14 protein-coding genes are annotated in these 18,691 nt (G+C 36.1%); 13 read left to right on the top strand and 1 reads right to left on the bottom strand.

Annotated features, from left to right (window positions below):
* The first annotated feature begins 52 nt into the window (after window positions 1-52).
* The 13 genes from I7822_RS21275 (at window position 53) to I7822_RS30305 (ending at window position 18,467) form a co-directional block, all read left to right on the top strand.
* Window positions 53-877, top strand: a complete 825-nt coding sequence (locus tag I7822_RS21275; protein ID WP_207981078.1) for an aldo/keto reductase — start codon at window positions 53-55, stop codon at window positions 875-877.
* A gap of 471 nt (window positions 878-1,348) precedes the next feature.
* A complete protein-coding gene (locus I7822_RS21270) occupies window positions 1,349-2,269 on the top strand; it encodes an ArsR/SmtB family transcription factor (protein ID WP_207981077.1) in 921 nt (306 codons plus the stop codon).
* A 389-nt stretch (window positions 2,270-2,658) separates the two neighbouring features.
* Window positions 2,659-4,419 (top strand): glycoside hydrolase family 2 protein, encoded by a 1,761-nt coding sequence (locus tag I7822_RS21265; protein WP_207981076.1) that lies wholly within the window; start codon window positions 2,659-2,661, stop codon window positions 4,417-4,419.
* Between the two features lie 25 nt (window positions 4,420-4,444).
* Window positions 4,445-6,241 carry a glycoside hydrolase family 2 protein gene (locus I7822_RS21260; RefSeq protein ID WP_207981075.1) on the top strand — a complete coding sequence of 599 codons (1,797 nt, stop codon included), beginning with the start codon at window positions 4,445-4,447 and terminating at the stop codon, window positions 6,239-6,241.
* 436 nt (window positions 6,242-6,677) lie between these two features.
* Window positions 6,678-7,931 (top strand): extracellular solute-binding protein, encoded by a 1,254-nt coding sequence (locus tag I7822_RS21255; protein ID WP_207981074.1) that lies wholly within the window; start codon window positions 6,678-6,680, stop codon window positions 7,929-7,931.
* Window positions 7,932-8,027: 96 nt separating this feature from the next.
* Window positions 8,028-8,960, top strand: a complete 933-nt coding sequence (locus I7822_RS21250; protein WP_207981073.1) for a carbohydrate ABC transporter permease — start codon at window positions 8,028-8,030, stop codon at window positions 8,958-8,960.
* A gap of 12 nt (window positions 8,961-8,972) precedes the next feature.
* Window positions 8,973-9,809: a carbohydrate ABC transporter permease gene (locus I7822_RS21245; protein ID WP_243459601.1), complete on the top strand. Its 837-nt coding sequence runs from the start codon at window positions 8,973-8,975 to the stop codon at window positions 9,807-9,809.
* A gap of 16 nt (window positions 9,810-9,825) precedes the next feature.
* Entirely contained in the window at window positions 9,826-10,248 is a 423-nt protein-coding gene (locus tag I7822_RS21240; protein WP_207981072.1) for a hypothetical protein, read from the top strand.
* A 296-nt stretch (window positions 10,249-10,544) separates the two neighbouring features.
* Complete coding sequence (locus tag I7822_RS21235; protein ID WP_243459600.1) at window positions 10,545-14,708, top strand: carbohydrate-binding protein; 4,164 nt, start codon at window positions 10,545-10,547, stop codon at window positions 14,706-14,708.
* A 140-nt stretch (window positions 14,709-14,848) separates the two neighbouring features.
* Window positions 14,849-14,992: a sporulation histidine kinase inhibitor Sda gene (gene sda / locus I7822_RS30310; RefSeq protein WP_279382007.1), complete on the top strand. Its 144-nt coding sequence runs from the start codon at window positions 14,849-14,851 to the stop codon at window positions 14,990-14,992.
* 200 nt (window positions 14,993-15,192) lie between these two features.
* On the top strand, window positions 15,193-16,752 hold the full coding sequence (locus I7822_RS21225) for an arylsulfatase (RefSeq protein WP_207981071.1): 1,560 nt from the start codon (window positions 15,193-15,195) through the stop codon (window positions 16,750-16,752).
* Between the two features lie 263 nt (window positions 16,753-17,015).
* Complete coding sequence (locus I7822_RS21220) at window positions 17,016-17,978, top strand: aldolase catalytic domain-containing protein (protein WP_207981123.1); 963 nt, start codon at window positions 17,016-17,018, stop codon at window positions 17,976-17,978.
* 354 nt (window positions 17,979-18,332) lie between these two features.
* Window positions 18,333-18,467, top strand: coding sequence for a hypothetical protein (locus I7822_RS30305; protein WP_279382006.1), 135 nt, complete (start codon window positions 18,333-18,335; stop codon window positions 18,465-18,467).
* Window positions 18,468-18,537: 70 nt separating this feature from the next.
* Here I7822_RS30305 and I7822_RS30300 read toward each other — a convergent pair whose 3' ends face one another.
* Window positions 18,538-18,672, bottom strand: a complete 135-nt coding sequence (locus I7822_RS30300) for a hypothetical protein (protein ID WP_279382005.1) — start codon at window positions 18,670-18,672, stop codon at window positions 18,538-18,540.
* Between the last annotated feature and the right edge of the window lie 19 nt (window positions 18,673-18,691).

The raw sequence follows: 18,691 nt of genomic DNA, 5'->3' as shown, positions 1-18,691 counted from the left end.
AATATTAGTATGGTTAGATTGGTTTTACTTTTGATAAAAGGAGAAATGTAAAATGGATTGGGTTATCTTAAATAATGGATTAAAAATGCCTCAGCTTGGATTTGGTGTTTGGCAGGTTGCTGATGATGAAGCTACTTCTGCCGTTGCAAAAGCAATTGAGGCTGGGTACACATCGATTGACACAGCGATGATCTACCAAAATGAAATAGGCGTAGGAAAAGCGATAAAAGAAGCATCTGTCCCACGCGCAGAATTATTTATTACGACTAAGGTGTGGAATAGTGATCAAGGCTATGAGAACACATTACGTGCTTTTGATGAAAGCTTAGAGAAATTAGGTCTTGAATATGTAGATCTTTATTTAATTCACTGGCCAACACCACAATTTGATGAGTATGTAGATACATATAAAGCGTTAGAAAAGCTTTACCATGATGGCCGCGTGAAAGCGATCGGCGTGTGTAACTTTGAAATTGAACATTTAGAGCGTCTCTTAAAGGAATGTGAAGTCGTTCCAGTTTTAAATCAAATTGAGTGTCATCCATATCTTGCACAAAATGAAATAAAAGAATTTTGTGCAAAGCATAATATTTTTGTCGAAGCATGGAGTCCTCTTGATCAAGGAGGAGAAGTGTTACAGGATGAAGTCATTCAAAAGATTGCAAAGTCACATCGCAAAACTCCAGCACAGATTGTCTTACGTTGGCATTTACAACATAACACAATTGTCATTCCTAAATCAGTCACACCATCACGAATCGAAGAGAATTTTAAAGTATTTGATTTCGTACTAACTGAGACTGAAATAGAGGAAATCAATCAACTTAATCGCAACCGAAGAAAAGGACCGCATCCAAGTGACATGAATGTTCGTTAACTTAAAGTGATGTCTCACCTTTTGATTCAAACCATCAAAGCCCATCCAAACGATCAGCACGGATGGGCATTTGTTCTTGTTTAGGAAACTATAAAATTCTTGAACTGTGGATAAGCGTACGACATCCAACTCCAGCGCCTAGCCCCTCGAGGTCATAAGCTAATTTAGATTTGAAGGTAAAGTACACCTTCTATTATAAATCATCTTATTTGCCTTAGGCTGATACAGGCGCTTGCGCTTTTGTTCGTCTTGCACTAAGGATTTTACATAAAGAGAAAAGGCTGTCATTGTGGTTCTGACTATAGGACGAAATGATTTTAATCTACCCATATTCTTGACGTAGTTTCAATATTACAATAAAATTAGATTAATCCATTCTTTTTGATTAGAAAATACGGGTATATACAATTATTTCGTTTGTATTAGTCATTACAACAGATTATTGGGACAAATAGGAGTTGAGGAAGAACCTTGTTAGAATTATCGATTATAAATCCAGAGAAATTGCGGATCGTAGCGCATGCTTTATCATCAGAGGTTCGATTGAAAATCGTTGAGCTTTTAAATAAAGGAAATGTAAACATAAATCAATTGGCAGAGAGGTTAGATATTCCCGTTTCTACCGCAGCATCACATATTAAGGTTCTTGAAGAGGCTGGGTTGATACAAACGGAGCTTCGTCCTGCGAGTAGAGGCGCTATGAAGGTTTGCACACGAAATTTTGACGACATTCATATTACTTTAAATGTTCCTTTAAGCAAGGACACGTATGAACACTATGAACTTGAAATGCCGATAGGTCAATACACCGACTTCCTTGTTTCACCAACATGTGGTATTGCAGATCGAGAGAGCGCTATCATACCAGAAGATGAGCCGGTTCACTTTTATAATCCCGTTCGTTCAAAGGCGCAGTTAATATGGACAAGGAAAGGGTATTTTGATTATAAGTTTCCTCTTGTCATCCCACATGGAGCAAAAATTAAAGCTGTTGAGTTTTCTGCGGAAATCTGCTCAGAAGCCCCGAACTATGATCATAATTGGCCTTCAGATATAACAGTTTGGTTGAATGGAATTGATATAGGAACATGGACAAGCCCAGGGGACTTCGGAGATAGACCAGGAAAACTTAACTCTAAAGCTTGGATAGAATCAACCTCAACACAATACGGCTCCTTAAAAACGTGGAAAGTTACCGGGGAAAAGGCGACAATAGATGACGTTTTCCTTTCAGATATAACGATCCAGGATTTAGGGATATTAGATCGTGAATATTTATCTTTTCGAATAGGTATTAAAGAAGATGCTGTTCACAAAGGTGGAATGAATTTATTTGGAAGCGAATTCGGTGACCATCCGCAAGATATAAAATTAAAAATATCATTCTATTAACGATAAGGGTCAAACCCCCAAACGACATTTTATAGCGCTTCTTTAGTATGTAAAAATCCTATAGAATGTGTCACAGTGGGGTTTGACCCCTTGTTTTTGGATCATCCTTCTCCATTATTACAATAATACTGTAATTAAACAGAAAAAGTAATTATATTGTTGACAAAGAGCAAATGAAAGGGTATTCTTTTATTAAAGTTACAGAAAAACAGTAATAATACAATTTTCTTGTAATAATCAAAAAAGGAGATATAAATGAAAAAATAATTGGGTTTAATCATTCGTATGGCATTGCCTACTACTTGTTTTCTGTTTTAGAACGATTATGTAAGGAATACTTTGTTTTACATTGTAAATTAAATTAGTTTCAAGATAAGGAGATAGATAGAATGGTAGATATAAATATTCCAAAAAAAGAATACCCACGTCCACAATTTGAAAGAGCTGATTGGGTGAATTTAAATGGTGAGTGGAACTTTAAATTTGATAAAGAAAATAAAGGTGAAAAGGAAAAATGGTACGAAGAATCAACTTTTGATAAAAAAATTATTGTTCCTTTTACATATGAAACAAAAGCTAGCGGAATAGGGGAAGAAGTTTTTTGTCCTAATGTTTGGTATCAAAAAACTGTAACGATCCCTAATGAGTTTAAACAAAAAGAAATTGTGCTTCATTTCCAAGCAGCCGATTATAAAACAAAGCTATGGATAAATGGAATATTCGTAGGTGAGCGAAAGGGTGGTCAGATCGCCTTCTCATTTAATATTACTGACTACATGCTTGATACAACAAATGAAGTAAATATTGTCGTGAAATGCGAGGATAGCGAAAGCTGCTTTCAGCCCCGAGGAAAACAAAGGTGGTTAGATACTAGTTACGAATGCTGGTATGTTCAAACTACTGGGATCTGGCAAACGGTATGGCTCGAGTTTTTAAATGAAGCACATATTCAAGCAGTCAAAATGACACCAGATATCGATACAGAATCAGTTGAGTTTGAATTTGAAGTTTCAGGTGACATTGATCACTCACTCGTCTTAAATACATCGATTTCCTTTAATGGTCAACAAATTAAAACATTTGATTTAACCGTTGGACGCTCTAATCAAACCGTGACTGCAAATATTGCAAGTGAGTTTCATCATTGGCGAGTTGTCAGATGGAGTACAGGTTCTCCAAATTTATATGATGTAGAATTCACATTATATAAAAATGGTGAAGTGATCGATCAGGTAAAGTCCTATTTTGGGATGAGAAAGATTTCAATAGAAAACGGAAATGTATTACTTAATAATATTCCAATCTATCAAAAGCTACTGCTAGATCAAGGGTATTGGGGAGAATCACATTTAACACCACCATCTGAGGAAGCAATACTAGAGGATATTGATAAAACATTAGAGATGGGCTTTAACGGAGTAAGGAAGCATATGAAGGTTGAAGATCAACGATACCTCTATTGGGCAGACAAAAAGGGTCTTCTTGTTTGGTCTGAAATGGCGGCAACATATGAATTTTCAGATGAGGCTGTTCAAAACTTTACCGAGGAATGGATAGAGGTTGTCAAACAACAATATAATCACCCATGCATCATTACATGGACACCGTTTAATGAATCATGGGGCGTAAAAAATATTTATACAGACCGTAAGCAACAAAAATTCACTGAAGGAATTTATCATCTTACAAAAGCAATCGATAGCATGAGACCTGTTATTGTCAACGATGGTTGGGAGCATACAGTTTCAGACATTATTACGCTACATGATTATGTCGAATATGGGGATGAATTCCTAAAGCGTTATGAAGATAAGGAAAAGGTCGTTAATAATGAAATCGCATTCAATAAATCTAAGCACGCAATGGCACTTGGATATGAATATAAAGGTCAACCAATCATCATAAGTGAGTATGGTGGAATTGCATTCAATTCTGAAAAGGGTTGGGGCTATGGTAATCAGGTAAAGAGTGAAAAAGAGTTTCTATCTCGCTATGAATCTATTACTCAAGGAATTAAAGATACTCCATATATTAGTGGATTTTGTTATACACAAATTACTGATGTGCAGCAAGAGATTAATGGTCTTCTAAATGAAGATCGAACACCAAAAATAGATTTAACTAAAATTAGAGAAATAAACAATAAATAATTCCACATTGCTAAAGGAGAAGTTTATGACATTTCGACAAGAATACCCTCGTCCACAGTTAATTAGAAACGACTGGCTTAATCTTAATGGTGAATGGGATTTTGATTTTGATGATCAAAATAGTGGATTAGAAGAAAAATGGTTTGAGAATGAAAGAAAATATAAACAAAAAATAAATGTTCCATTTGCTTACCAAACAAAGCTTAGTGGAATTAATGATCCTACATTTCATGATTGGGTCTGGTATCGACGTGAATTCGACATTCCCGATTCGATGGTGGGTAAGCAAATTCTCTTACATTTTGGTGCTGTTGACTATCGATCAATGGTTTTCATTAACGGGAATTTAGTAGGTTCTCATGAAGGGGGACACACAGCTTTTTCTTTCGATATTACAAACTATTTAATAGAAGGAACACAATCAGTTGTCGTTAGAGTAGAAGACCCTTCCACAGATGAAACGATTCCTCGTGGAAAACAGTATTGGATAGAAAAATCTGCTGCGATATGGTATACACGGACAACTGGAATATGGCAAACGGTTTGGTTAGAGGCAGTGAATAAAACACATATAAAAAAAGTGAGATTTACTCCTGATATTGACAATGGAGATATAACAATTGATTTTGAAATAGCAGGTGAATATGTAAATAAAAAGGTTGAAATTGATATTACCTTTAAAGATGAACATGTAGCAAATGAAACGATAAAAATACATGAAAATTATCTAAAAAGATCGATAAATCTCTATAATCTAAAAATTTTCAGAACAGGGTTCCATCATGTTGGGTGGAATTGGTCACCGGAAAATCCTAATTTATTCGATGTGAAAATTCGCTTGCTAGAAGATGATTCAGTACTTGATGAAATCACTTCATACTTCGGTATGAGAAAAGTCCATACCGAAAATGGGATGGTCTATCTAAACAACAGACCTTATTATCAAAAACTTGTGCTTGACCAGGGCTACTGGCCAGAAGGTTTATTGACTGCACCAACAGATCAAGCGTTAAAGCAGGATATTGAATTAGCAAAAGAAATGGGATTTAACGGTTGTAGGAAGCATCAAAAGGTAGAAGATCCACGTTTTCTTCATTGGGCAGATAAGCTAGGATTTCTCGTATGGGGAGAATGTGCAGCTTCACCTTCCTATAATGAGGATGCAGTTGCACGTCTAACAAAGGAATGGTTTGAAATTATTGAGCGTGATTACAATCATCCTTGTATTGTAACATGGGTTCCTATTAATGAGAGCTGGGGAGTTCCTGCGATTTCAAATGATGACCAACAAAAGCACCATTCATTAGCAATGTATCATTTAATCCATTCACTTGATAAAACGAGATTAGTTATTTCAAATGATGGGTGGGAATTAACTAAAACAGATATTTGTGCAATCCATAACTATAATCATGGCCATAAGGATGAAGTCGATAAATACAATGAGTATCGAAGTTCATTATCAACGACTGAAAATTTACTTCACTCAAAACCAGCTGGAAGAAGAATCTACACTAAAGGCTTCAGTCACTGTGGTGAGCCAATTCTCTTAACAGAGTTTGGTGGTATAGGCTATAAAGTGGGAGATGAAAGTGGTTGGGGCTATACATCAGTCACCAATGCGGAGGATTATTTAGCAGATTATGAAAGAGTGATGAAAGCAGTATACACTTCCAACTCATTGCATGGTTATTGTTATACACAATTAACAGATGTGGAACAGGAGATTAATGGCTTATTAACATATGATCGAAAACCAAAGTGTGATTTGGAAAAAATTCGAAAAATAAATGATATGTGGCATGTGAATATAGTAAAGTAATCCATTTAAAGTGAAATCTCTTTTGAGGTTGTCTCAAAATCATAAAACCATTCCCTTTTGAGATAGCCTCAAGTGATTTACATAAAAAAAGGCTCTTTTCTAAAAGATTGTTGCTTCTAAAACAAAACTAATTCAGGTTGATTGGAGCGGATTGCGAGACTCCTGCAGGAGCAGCGGGACAGGTGAGACCCCGCAGGCGTTTACGCCGAGGAGGCTCACGGCCCGCCCCGCGGAAAGCGAGCAACTCTCGCTGCAATCAACCACACCGCATTACTATTTAAAAAGCAACAAAGTTTGCGAAAACAGCCTAAAGAAAAGTGCTTGCTGCAAGGGTCTCTCATCTAATGAAAACGCTTTAAAAGGAGGGGGATTAAAGAATATTCGACTTTGATGTATTGGTATATACAAGATTTTATTTTAAAGGGAGGTAACACAAATGAAGAAAAAAATAGTATTCATGTTCTCAATCCTAATTGTGTTTGCAATGGCTTTATCAGGTTGCAGTAGTTCATCTAGCTCTGGTTCAACTAAAAAAGAAATTCTTTATTGGAATCCTTTTACAGGTCCTGATGGCGAAAATATGAAGCAAATTGTTGATGAATACAATAAGACAAATCCAGAATTCAAGATTAAGAATGTATCAATCACTGCGGATGATATGTATACAAAAATTCCAACTGTCGTAAACTCAGGAAAAGGAATTCCCGATCTGACAATTGTTCATGCCGAAAGAATTAAGCAGTTTGTCGGTAATGATTTGTTAACTACATTTGATGATAAATTGGCTGACTATCCTGAAATCAAAGCAGAAAACTATGTACCAGCAGGATGGAATATTGGAGATATTGATGGTAGTAGATACAGTGTTCCGTTAGATGTTCACAGCTTTGTTATGTATTACAACAAAGATTTACTAGAAAAATATGCACCAAATGCACTTGATGATAACGTTATTACATTTGATGAAATAAGAGAAGCAGGAGAAATTTCTCGAAAAGACGGTATTACAGGTATTGGATTAACTTGGACACGACCAATCTTCTTATCAATTTACAATCAACTAGGTGGAGATATTACTAGTGATGGTGAAACACCAACTCTTGATACGCCAGAAGCGAAAGAAGCACTAGAATTATTAAAAGGATTAGTTGATGATAAAATTTCTAACAAAGACGGAGAAGACCCTGGCCAGTTATTCAAATCTAATAAAGCGATTTTTTATCCTGAAGGTATTTGGATGCAAAATAGTTTAAATGAAGCGGAAAAATTAAATTGGGGCATTACAAGCTTTGCACAAGTTTCTCCTGACAAAATTGTAAACTGGACTTCCTCCCACCAATTCGTCATGTTTAAAGACGAAAATCGTTCTGAAGAGAAAACAAAAGGGATGATAGATTTCCTTGATTATATTAGAGAAAATTCACTACCATGGGCTCAAGCAGGACAAAACCCTGCGGCATTATCAACATTAGATAATCCAGAATTCAAAGAACTCCCACAATCCTTCTTAGTGGAAGACCCTAAATTACAAGAGTCACTTAAAATCTTTGATTATAAGTATAATGGCTTCGTAGCTGAAGAGGTTGATAAATTAGTTGGAGATGCAATGTTTGGAAAATTAGAGATTGATAAAGGACTGGCAAATGCTCAAAAAGCAGTTGAGGATAAAATCGCAAACAATAATAAATAATTCTAAACACAGGTAGTAAAGAAACTGCCAGAGGCTGACTCTAAAAAGGGTCAGACCTCTCTCTATTCGATAACGAAAGAATAGGAGTTAAAAACGATGATAAATACTGGAGAGAATAAGGAACTAAGTATGTCTACAGCAATAATGAAAAATTCTCGTAAAAAACGGTTAAATCTATCTCCATATCTTTATATTGGGCCACATCTCATTTTATTTGGTATCTTTTTTCTATTTCCAACTTTATATGGTATTTACATTTCCTTTACGAATTGGGACCTAATTGGCGAGCCTGAATTTGTTGGCCTGGCAAACTATGCAGAAATTTTGGTTAATAAAGATTCTACCTTTTACGATCAACTAAGAATAGGTTTAGGAAATACATTTAAATTTGTCCTTTTTACAGTACCTGCTTGTATTATTGTTCCCTTACTCTTAGCTGCAGGTCTAAATACGAAACCAAAAGGGCTGAAATTTTTCCAAGCATTGTTTTACATGCCAACATTGTTCTCGGTTTCTGCCGTCATGATCGTATTTGCTATGTTATTTAGTGTTTCATTTGGACCTATCAATCATTATTTAAATGTTGATACAAACTGGCTATCTACTCAGCCTTATGCCTGGTTTACATTAATCATCGTAACAGTTTGGTGGACAATCGGTGGAAATATGATCATTTATCAAGCAGCACTGAACGGTATTTCAAAGGATTTATATGAGGCTGCGTCTATCGATGGAGCGAATAGTGTTCAAAAATTCTTTAAAATCACGCTTCCAAGTATAAGAGCGCAAATCTTATACACCGTTGTCATCACGACTATTGCACAATTCAATGTATATGGGCAACCTCTCATGTTAACAAAAGGTGGACCAACAAGCTCGACAACCGTACTGTTAATGTACATTCAAGAAAATGCATTTGGATCTGGTATTTCGATTGCAGGTATTGGAGCAGCAATGGCTGTTATTCTTGGGATTTGCATTATGATTGTTTCTGCCATTCAATTCTTCTTTTTAAGACAACGTGACTAGGAGGTGCTTACCTTGGAGAAAAAACGTATTACTAAAGGAATTTCATTAATCTTCTTGTTAATAATGGCTTTTATATGGATTGTACCATTACTGTATACAATCTTATCTTCATTCAAAAGTGAAGCTGATATTCAATCAAGCGCCTTTACAATTTTACCGATCAATTGGGTCATTGGTAACTACCAGGATGTTCTTTTTGCGAACACAAGTGCTCCAGTGGCGAAATGGTTTATGAACTCACTTATTATTTCAGTATCACAAACGTTTTTAGTCATCGTGCTTGTATCATTAGCTGGTTATGGGTATTCAAGAATGAAATTCAAGGGAAGAGATGCCATTTTTATCTTTTTAATGGCAACAATGATGTTTCCAGCAGTTGTAAATCTTATTCCCCTCTATAAAATTATCGATACACTTGGATGGGTAAATAATTATATGGCTGCGATTGTTCCAGGTGCAGCTGGTGTCTTTAATATCTTTCTTGTAAGGCAATTCATGCAAGGGATTCCTATTGATTTTGATGAATCGGCACGAGTGGATGGTGCTTCTGATTTTCAAATTTTCACAAAGTTAATATTGCCATTAATAAGACCTGTTTTAACTGTTGTTGCGTTGTTTACATTTACAGGTTCATGGAATGACTTCCTATGGCCATCAATTGTGTTTAATGAAGTTGAAAAAATGCCAATTACACCAGGATTACAATTACTTCAGGGGATGTATGCACTTGATGTTGCTCATGCTTTAACAGGGGCACTGATTGCTATTGTTCCAACATTTATCCTCTATTTGTTCACACAAAAATACTTTATGGAATCACTCTCCTTGTCATCAGGGGTTAAAGGGTAAGAGAATAGGAGGTTATATGGTGAATAGAAAGCTAGAGAGAAGATTAATAATGATCGGTTCAATATGGCAAATCGTCTCAGGACTGCTTACTATTTTTGTCTATGCATCTTTTATTAAAAATGAAGGATTACATTCTTCATATCCAACGATTGCCAAGCTTGAGGCAGCACAGTCTATTTTTGGAAGCTTATATATGTTTGCCGTTACCTTTGGGATGTTATTTGTTATTCTAGGAATCTTGAACTTCGTATTGGCGAAATCATTAAAGGATGATAAAGCTGAAGTGAAAAAACCTATTTGGTTTATCCTATTAGGGTTAGCGTCCTATTTCGTTATGGATATTTTAGGATCCTTAATGTTTTTATCTGCAGGGCTTCTCGCGTTAGCGAAAAATAAATCCATATCAAAACTGGGAAACTATCATTTACAAAATCAATAAGACGATCAGTAGTCCTACTATTCTAGTCACTATCGGCCAATCATAAATCAATAGTATATAACCAAAGGAAAATTAAGATTCCGTCGTTTCCTTTGGTTATAGGTTGATTTTTTTTTTCGAGTTTTTCAACGATTCAGTTACGAGAGAAATAGGTAAGCATCTAATAAACTTACGATCAAAGTAAATTCAGGTAGTAAGATAGATGTTTTCGTATAAAAAATACGAGCGGTTACATGCCGGGAAAGGAGGGATTGTAAAACTTTATAAGCTTAGTACTTAATAGAATGTCTAATTAATTGCTTGGAGAAAAGAAGGAGGCGATTTGTCTGAAAAAGATACTTTCAATTGTCATTGCATTTAGCTTTGTTTTATCCCTTCCATTATCAACATTTGCTTACAGTAACTCCTTTAAATTATCGGAATCTTGGAAGTGGGATACAGGAGTATTTTATGGTGAAGGAGATCCTTATATTTTAAAACACAACGGTACTTATTATCTTTATGTTAGTACAGTGGATGATAAGAGTGGAGTAAAAGCTTGGAAGTCAGAAGATTTGGTGAATTGGGAGTACGGTGGTTTAGTTACGAAGGAGCCTACTACAAAGGCAGCCTATGCTCCTGAGGTTGTGTATTGGAATGGCCATTTTTATATGTACACATCACCTGGCGGAAATGGGCATTATGTGTACAAAAGCTCAGACCCACTTGGCCCCTTCGTGAAACAGACAGATAACCTAGGCATGGGAATCGATGGACATGTGTTTATTGATGATGACGGGAAATGGTATTTTTATAGTACTGGTAATCAAAGAATTGATGCACGACCAATGTCAGATCCCTATACTTTTGGTCATGCTTCAAACACTGGCGCAGAAATGGATGGCTGGACAGAAGGGCCAACAATTCTGAAAAGAAATAGTAAATACTATATGACCTATACAGGAAACCACGTGTGGAATAAGGCATATCGTGTTGATTATGCAAACAGTGATTCACCAATTGCTGATTTTTCACATGAATTTGAACAAAATCCAATCTTACTAAACACAGAGGGATCGAATGTAGGATTAGGTCATAATTCAGTCGTCCGAGGACCAGATCTTGATTCAGAATATATGGTTTATCATAGTCATGCAAATCCAGGCAGATATATGAATCTGGATCGAATTGCTTGGAATGGTGATAAAATGCTTGTACTTGGTCCAACAACAACTGAACAGCCTAACCCAGACCTACCTGATTTCAGTGAGCGCTTTTCTCACTCATCCTCAGATAAGAATTGGGAAACGATCAACGGCGGTAACTGGAGTATTGCTTCAGAAATGCCTGGCTGGCTTCAACAAACAACAATAAATGACACGAACATGTTTAAGCAACTGACGAAGGATTCCACAACTTCAGATTACACGGCAGAATTCAATATGAAAACAATTGAACAAGGCTCAAGTAGCAATCCATACTTTGGTGCTGTTTTCTCCTATAAAGATGAAAGCAACTACGGCCTAGCAGTATTAAATCCTACAAAAAATCAATTAGAAACCTTCTTTATCGTGAACGGAGTTGAACAAAAAAGGGAAGATACAGCTTTACCTGAAGGCTATGATTATTCTAAGCTTCACCAAATACGAGTAGAAAAGTCTTCATCAACCTTTAAGATCTTTATAGATGGAATGCAAAAGCAATCACGTGAAATTCCAGAGCTAGATGGAGGGAAAATCGGATACGCAACATCTGATATTCATGCTGCTTTTGGCTATACGGCTTTCAGCAATAAAGTAAATGGAAGCAATGTGTTTGATGCATACAAGCCTTTACCAGGAAACATTGAGGCTGTGCATTATAATACAGGCGGTGAAGGTGTAGCCTATCATGATACAACTGTTGAGAATTCTAGTGGAAAATATAGAAGTGATGCAGTTGATTTTAAAGTGAATTCCGAGGGTGGATATAACGTAAGCTTGAATGAAACCGGAGAATGGCTAAATTACAATGTCAATATTGCAGAAGCAGGTACTTACAATGTAGATCTAAGAGTATCAGCATCAAGCGAGGATGCACAAGTGAAATTAGTGTTAGATGAAGCGACTGATTTGACAGGTGTAATAAACATTCCAAAGACAGATGAATGGAAAACACTCTCGATTGAGGGAATAGAATTACCGAAGGGTCAGCATAAGTTAAAAGTTGTTGTTGAAAATGGAACATTTGATTTATCCAATATGGAATTCAAAGAACATAAACAAGTAAAAGAATTAGCTTCAAACTTTGATGATGGAACGAGTAATGGATGGGAAGAAATAGAGGGATTTTGGACGGTTAAAACAAATAAACCTAGCTCTTTTGATGCATATAAACCAATACCAGGTTCAATTGGGGCTGCCTATTATATAACTGGTGGTGAAGGGATAGCTTACCATGAAACAACAGCTAAAAATATTGGTGGTGTATTAAGAGGAGATGCTGTTGATATCCGTAATAATCCTAAAGGGGGTACTGCAGTTGGATGGAACCAAACAGGAGAATGGTTTAAATACAATGTATCCATTAAAGAAGCAGGCCTCTATAATGTTCAATTAAATACTGCAACAACCTTTAACAATGCAAAGGTTCGATTATGGCTAGATGATGAAACAGATTTAACTGATGTTTTAGAGGTTCCTAACACAGGGGATTGGAATAATTGGCAGCCTGTTATTAAAAAAGGGATTACATTGCCTGAGGGTGAGCACACGATTAAAGTGGAGATCTTCGAGGGAGAATTTGATTTTACTGGTCTTGAGTTTACATCGTTTGATATTCATAAGCCAGTGCCTGGAATCATTGAAGCTGAGGAATACAATCTTGGTGGTGAAGGAGTAGGCTTTCATGACAGCACAATGGGAAATAGCGGGGATAAATACCGTGAAGATTCTGTCGATATTCGAGTGAATCCAGAAGGTGGGTACGCTGTTACGTCGAATCAAACAGGAGAATGGCTAGCATATGACGTAAACATTGAGGAAGCAGGTACATATGGACTTGATATCCTTACTTCTGCAATCGAGGATGGCGGAAAAGTAAAGCTTCTATTAGATGACGAAATTGATTTAACCGGAGAAATAAGCATACCAAATACAGGTGATTGGAATAGCTGGCAAACCATTTCTTTACAAAACGTTTCCTTACCAGCTGGAAAACACACAATAAAGCTAGTCACACTAGAGGGAGGATTTGATTTTTCTAGACTAACACTTCACAGGTTTGATCATCATAAAAAGCTTCCAGGAAAAATAATGGCGGCCGATTATCTAACAGGTGGAGAAGGTGTTGGATATCATGATCTTACTCCTGAAAATATTGGTGGGAAATATAGGAGAGATTCTGTTGATATCCGCGTTAATCCAGAGGGTGGCTATAATGTTGGCTGGAATCAAGCAGGAGAATGGTTAAAATACAATATCGATATTGAAAAAGAGGACAATTATCAAGTAGATATAAAAGTTGCTACTGAACTTGAAGGAAGTCAAATTAGACTTTGGCTTGATGATACCGTTGATTTAACAGGAATAATTGATGTCCCAAAAACAGGTGGCTGGGATAACTGGGAAAGTGTCATAAAAGAAAATGTCTCTTTACCAGCTGGAAAGCATACCGTTAAGGTCGAAATGGTTAAAGGTGAGTTTGATTTTAGAAGTATTGATTTTACATTGGAGAACGGTAAAGAGCCACCTGCAGTTGAAGGGGAATACAGTACATCACCAGGTACATTTGCGAAATCGGTAATCGGAGATAGCAAGTGGAAGGATTATTCAGTTGAAGCAGATATCAATATTGGAGCTGGTACAGGTGACGGTGGTTTAATTTTTAGAGTGAATAACCCAGCCAATGGTATTGAGCTTGGTCAAAACAATCCTGATTTTATGCAAGGTTATGTAGCGTATATCAATAAAGAAGGCGTTCATTTAGGGAAATTTAATTATAATTGGACATACTTAAAAGGTGCTGAAATAAGTGAGCCATTAAATACATGGCAACATCTCAAAGTTGTTGCAAAGGGGAATAATATAAAGATATTTGTTGGCGATGATGATATCCCAAAAATAGATTATACAGACAACAGTAGCACAGCATTTACCCAAGGAAAAGTAGGCTTGAGATCAAACTATAATTACACGAAATTTGATAATTTTGTTCTACATCCTATAGAGACAACTCATTCATCGATAAAAAATGATCTTGATACGATGACAGAAGCTGGTGATGTTGCTCATAGTGTGAATAAAAAATTAACAAACAAGTTAAATCAGTCAACACATCATTTAGATAAAGGAAAATTCGAACAATCTATAAAACATCTAAATGATTTTCGAAAAATAGTAGAAAAAGATAGTGGTTTGTCTGAAAACATAAAGCAAGTACTGGAGTCAGATGCTTTAAGACTAGTAAGAACAATAGAGAAAAAAATGAATAGCAACGAATAAGAACACGAATAGGAAGGTAGGAGCAAACATCTACCTTCCTATTAACTTGATCATTTATATAACTTTGTAAATGTAAGTACAGGCTTTTAAGTCTCCAATTAATACCAAAATGAACTTGTAATGAGGGAAGTGATATAAATATGATTCAAAGGATAAGTAATGATTTCCTAATAATTATATATAAGAAAGCAAAAGAATTAAATGTTAATTCATATTTTATTACTTTATTAGAAGTAGAAATAAAAAATAGAAATTTAGTGTCAAAATATTTATATATTAAATGAGATTATATTCTAACCCTTTATTATTAAAGATTTAAGGTAATGCTGAGAAAAAGTGAATTTAAAGGAAGGAATAAATCGGATCACATTTTTTAAAGGATATTAGAGTACAAGGACTCTGAACCTACATGAATAAGCACACTACTAGTTTCTAAGATCATAAGAATAAGAGAAATACATAAATAGAGGTTGGAGGGATAGAGATGACAAAAAAGCGACCAAATATTTTATTGATATTGGCAGATGATTTAGGGTTTTCAGATTTAGGAAGTTTTGGCGGAGAGATTCTGACTCCAAATCTAGATCAACTTGCAATGGATGGACTGCGTTTTACCCAATTTTACAATTCTGCTCGTTGCTGCCCAAGCCGTGCTTCACTGTTAAGTGGATTATATCCACATCAAGCAGGCGTAGGTGAAATGACTGAGGATCGTGAAACACCAGGATATCGCGGGTATTTAAAAGATCAGTGTGTTACTCTCGCTGAAGTTTTAAAAGAGGATGGTTACCATACGTATTTATCTGGTAAATGGCATGTTGGAAAACATGGACCAATTGAGAGAGGCTTTGATGATTTTTACGGTCTTTTAGGAGGCTTTACAAGCTTTTGGGATAAAAAAGATTATATTCGTTTACCTGAAGGTCGACCAGAACACAATTACGCAGAAGGAGAATTTTACGCAACAGATGCCATTACAGACCACGCATTGGATTTCATTAAGGATTCTCGTGAGGATGATCATCCATATTTTCTTTACCTTGCTTATAATGCCCCACATTTTCCATTACAAGCTCCGAAAGAGGAATTTGCAAAATATGAAAAGGTATATGAAAAAGGCTGGGATAAGATTCGAGAAGAGCGTCTAGAGCGGATGAAGAAGTTACAAATTGTTGATGAGGATACACCATTAACTCCACGATCTGAATATTGGAATAGGGATAGGGATATTCACGGGATCAATCCACCATGGGATTCCATTGATCCCGATCGTCAAAAGGATTTAGTGAAAAGAATGGCCATCTATGCTGCAATGGTTGAACGTATGGACCAAAACATTGGTCGAGTCCTTGATAATATCCGTGAAAATGGGGAACTTGAGAATACGTTGATTTTATTTTGCTCTGATAATGGCGCCTGTGCCGAATGGGATCCATGGGGATTTGATAACTGGATTACAACCTCTAATTTTTTACATCTAAAAGAGGATTTAGATAAAATGGGCGGCCCTGATACCTATCATAGTTACGGATCAGGATGGGCGAACGCGTGTAGTACTCCACTTACGTTTTATAAACATTATGGTCATGAAGGAGGAATAAGTACACCTTTAATTGCCCATTGGCCAGAGCAGGTGAAGCGTAAGGGAGAAATTGATCATCGTCCAGGACATTTTATCGACTTTATGGCGACTTTTGTGGATATTACTGGAGCTACGTATCCTAAAAATTATAATGGCCATAGCATTCTGCCTATGGAAGGTGAAAGCTTGTTGACAGCCTTTCTAGGGGAAAATACTCCACAACGAACATTTTGCTTTGAACATGAACAGCATTGTGGTATTCGTCAAGGAGAATGGAAACTATCAAAAGTAAAAGAAAAAGACTGGGAGCTTTACAATATTAATAATGATCGAACAGAAACGCATAACTTGAAAGATAAGTACCCAGTTCTTGTAGAAGAGATGAAGAGAACATGGAAAGAATGGGCAAAAAGAACCCACGTATACCCTCGTACCTTAACAAAAGTAAAAGTTAATGATTGATTTGTTACATTTATTTAAGGGTGCAGTTAGTAAAGCTGCACCCTTATATTTGGATGCGAGTTTTTATTAGGGAGGAAATCAATATGAGTACAAATTTGATATCTCTTTCTGTCCCAATAGTCACCTATAAACATTATAATCCTTATTTCAATAACCTCCATTTCCCAACAATTCATAATAGTTTTACAAAATAGGTTGACACTCACCAACCTTTATGAGAAATTTAAATGATATTTTACATAAATCGGGAGGAAGTAATGACTATGGAAAATCGCACCAATATAATTGACTGTACTATTCGAGATGGCGGGTTGGTAAACAATTGGGATTTCAGTGTGAAATTCGTTCAAGATTTATATGACGGCCTAAGTGAGGCTGGTGTTGAATATATGGAGATAGGCTATAAAAATTCGGCAAAGTTACTTAATGCGAAAGAGCCTAATCACTGGAGATTTCTTGATGATCAGTTCCTCAAGGAAGAAGTAATCACTGAGAAAAAGTTTACAAAGCTGTCTGCTCTAGTAGATATTGGGCGTGTAGACCCAAATGATATTCTACCTCGTGAGCAAAGTGTGCTAGATATGATTCGAATAGCTTGCTATATTCGTGAAGTGGACAAGGGCTTGGAGCTTGTCCAAATGTTCCATGATTTGGGTTATGAGACTTCACTTAACATTATGGCTTTATCAAGTGTACCTGAACAACAGCTAATTGAAGCGTTTGAAATGGTGAAAGAAAGCCCTGTAGATGTTGTCTATATCGTTGACTCCTTTGGTAGCTTATCTCCGACTGATATTGAGCATCAAGTGAAAAAGTTTAAAGCAATGCTCCCTAATAAACAGCTTGGTATCCATACGCATAACAACATGCAGCTCGCATTCGCGAATACTTTAACAGCGATGCGAAATGGAGTTACTTTCCTTGATTCATCTGTTTATGGCATGGGTCGTGCGGCTGGAAACTGTCACACAGAGCTTCTCGTAACCTATATCCAAAAAGCAAGCTATGAAATGAAGCCAGTTCTTGGCGTTATTGAGAAGCACATGCTTGAAATGCGTCAAAAGTGGGAGTGGGGCTATATCATTCCATACATGATCTCTGGTGCATTAAATGAACATCCACGTGTTGCGATGGCCTACCGTGATAGTGACGATCGTGATAAATATGTAGATTTCTATGACAAAGTAACATCACCAGAAGCATCTCTCGCTCCAGTATCAAAATAAGTTTGTTTTTGAAAAGTACCTTTCTTTATAAGGTACTTTTTTATTTTGTGTTTGGTGCATTTGTTGTAAATGAAGAGAAAAACATAGAAAAATAAACATGTCATTAGAACCTATTAGAAAGATAGAGGATAAGTTAGAAGAATTAAATACCGAGCTTTCTAGTTATTTGAGGGCGTTAAATGTTGCTGACCGTTCTACAGAGCCTAATCATGGATAAATCACAGCAAAATGAGTGGAATCCAGCCAATGAGCATTGTAAAATTAACATAAAAGTAGCACAATACCTTTTATGGATTTGTTGTGAATTATATACTAAATTTATGAGAAAAGCAGAAGTAGGGGGAGGGAGCTAACATGGTTAATAAAAAGGTCGTTGTATATGAAATAAAAAGCAACTCTCGTTCTCTTCATGATGATTTGATAAAAAATATTAAAAAGAAAAATGATGATGTTATTAACCAGGCAATTAGTTATGTTCAGTCCAATTAAGTTGTCCCTACTGCCGATGGCAAGTTCTGGTCAAATAAGCATAAACAATAGAACTAAGCGGTTTTCTCTCTTAGTTCTTTTTTGTTTCTTTTAAGTATTTTTCTGCTTCCTTTATTACCGTTTCGTTTTTACCTTTCGTCTTCTTTATTACGTCATCATGAACTTCGCTTGCACTTCTAAAATCTTCAATTATCTTTTTCTTCATTCTATTTTACTCCTTCCTA

This window comes from Metabacillus bambusae (genome assembly GCF_017497975.1).
In the GTDB taxonomy this organism is placed as follows: Bacteria; Bacillota; Bacilli; order Bacillales; family Bacillaceae; genus Metabacillus; species Metabacillus bambusae.
This window is presented reverse-complemented; position numbering and strand designations above follow the sequence as displayed.

Coding starts and splice junctions, on each gene's coding strand:
- I7822_RS21275 (WP_207981078.1), top strand. CDS start 53: ATGGATTGGGTTATCTTAAATAATGGATTAAAAATGCCTCAGCTTGGA.
- I7822_RS21265 (WP_207981076.1), top strand. CDS start 2,659: ATGGTAGATATAAATATTCCAAAAAAAGAATACCCACGTCCACAATTT.
- I7822_RS21260 (WP_207981075.1), top strand. CDS start 4,445: ATGACATTTCGACAAGAATACCCTCGTCCACAGTTAATTAGAAACGAC.
- I7822_RS21255 (WP_207981074.1), top strand. CDS start 6,678: ATGAAGAAAAAAATAGTATTCATGTTCTCAATCCTAATTGTGTTTGCA.
- I7822_RS21250 (WP_207981073.1), top strand. CDS start 8,028: ATGATAAATACTGGAGAGAATAAGGAACTAAGTATGTCTACAGCAATA.
- I7822_RS21240 (WP_207981072.1), top strand. CDS start 9,826: ATGGTGAATAGAAAGCTAGAGAGAAGATTAATAATGATCGGTTCAATA.
- sda (WP_279382007.1), top strand. CDS start 14,849: ATGATTCAAAGGATAAGTAATGATTTCCTAATAATTATATATAAGAAA.
- I7822_RS21225 (WP_207981071.1), top strand. CDS start 15,193: ATGACAAAAAAGCGACCAAATATTTTATTGATATTGGCAGATGATTTA.
- I7822_RS21220 (WP_207981123.1), top strand. CDS start 17,016: ATGGAAAATCGCACCAATATAATTGACTGTACTATTCGAGATGGCGGG.
- I7822_RS30305 (WP_279382006.1), top strand. CDS start 18,333: ATGGTTAATAAAAAGGTCGTTGTATATGAAATAAAAAGCAACTCTCGT.
- I7822_RS30300 (WP_279382005.1), bottom strand. CDS start 18,672: ATGAAGAAAAAGATAATTGAAGATTTTAGAAGTGCAAGCGAAGTTCAT.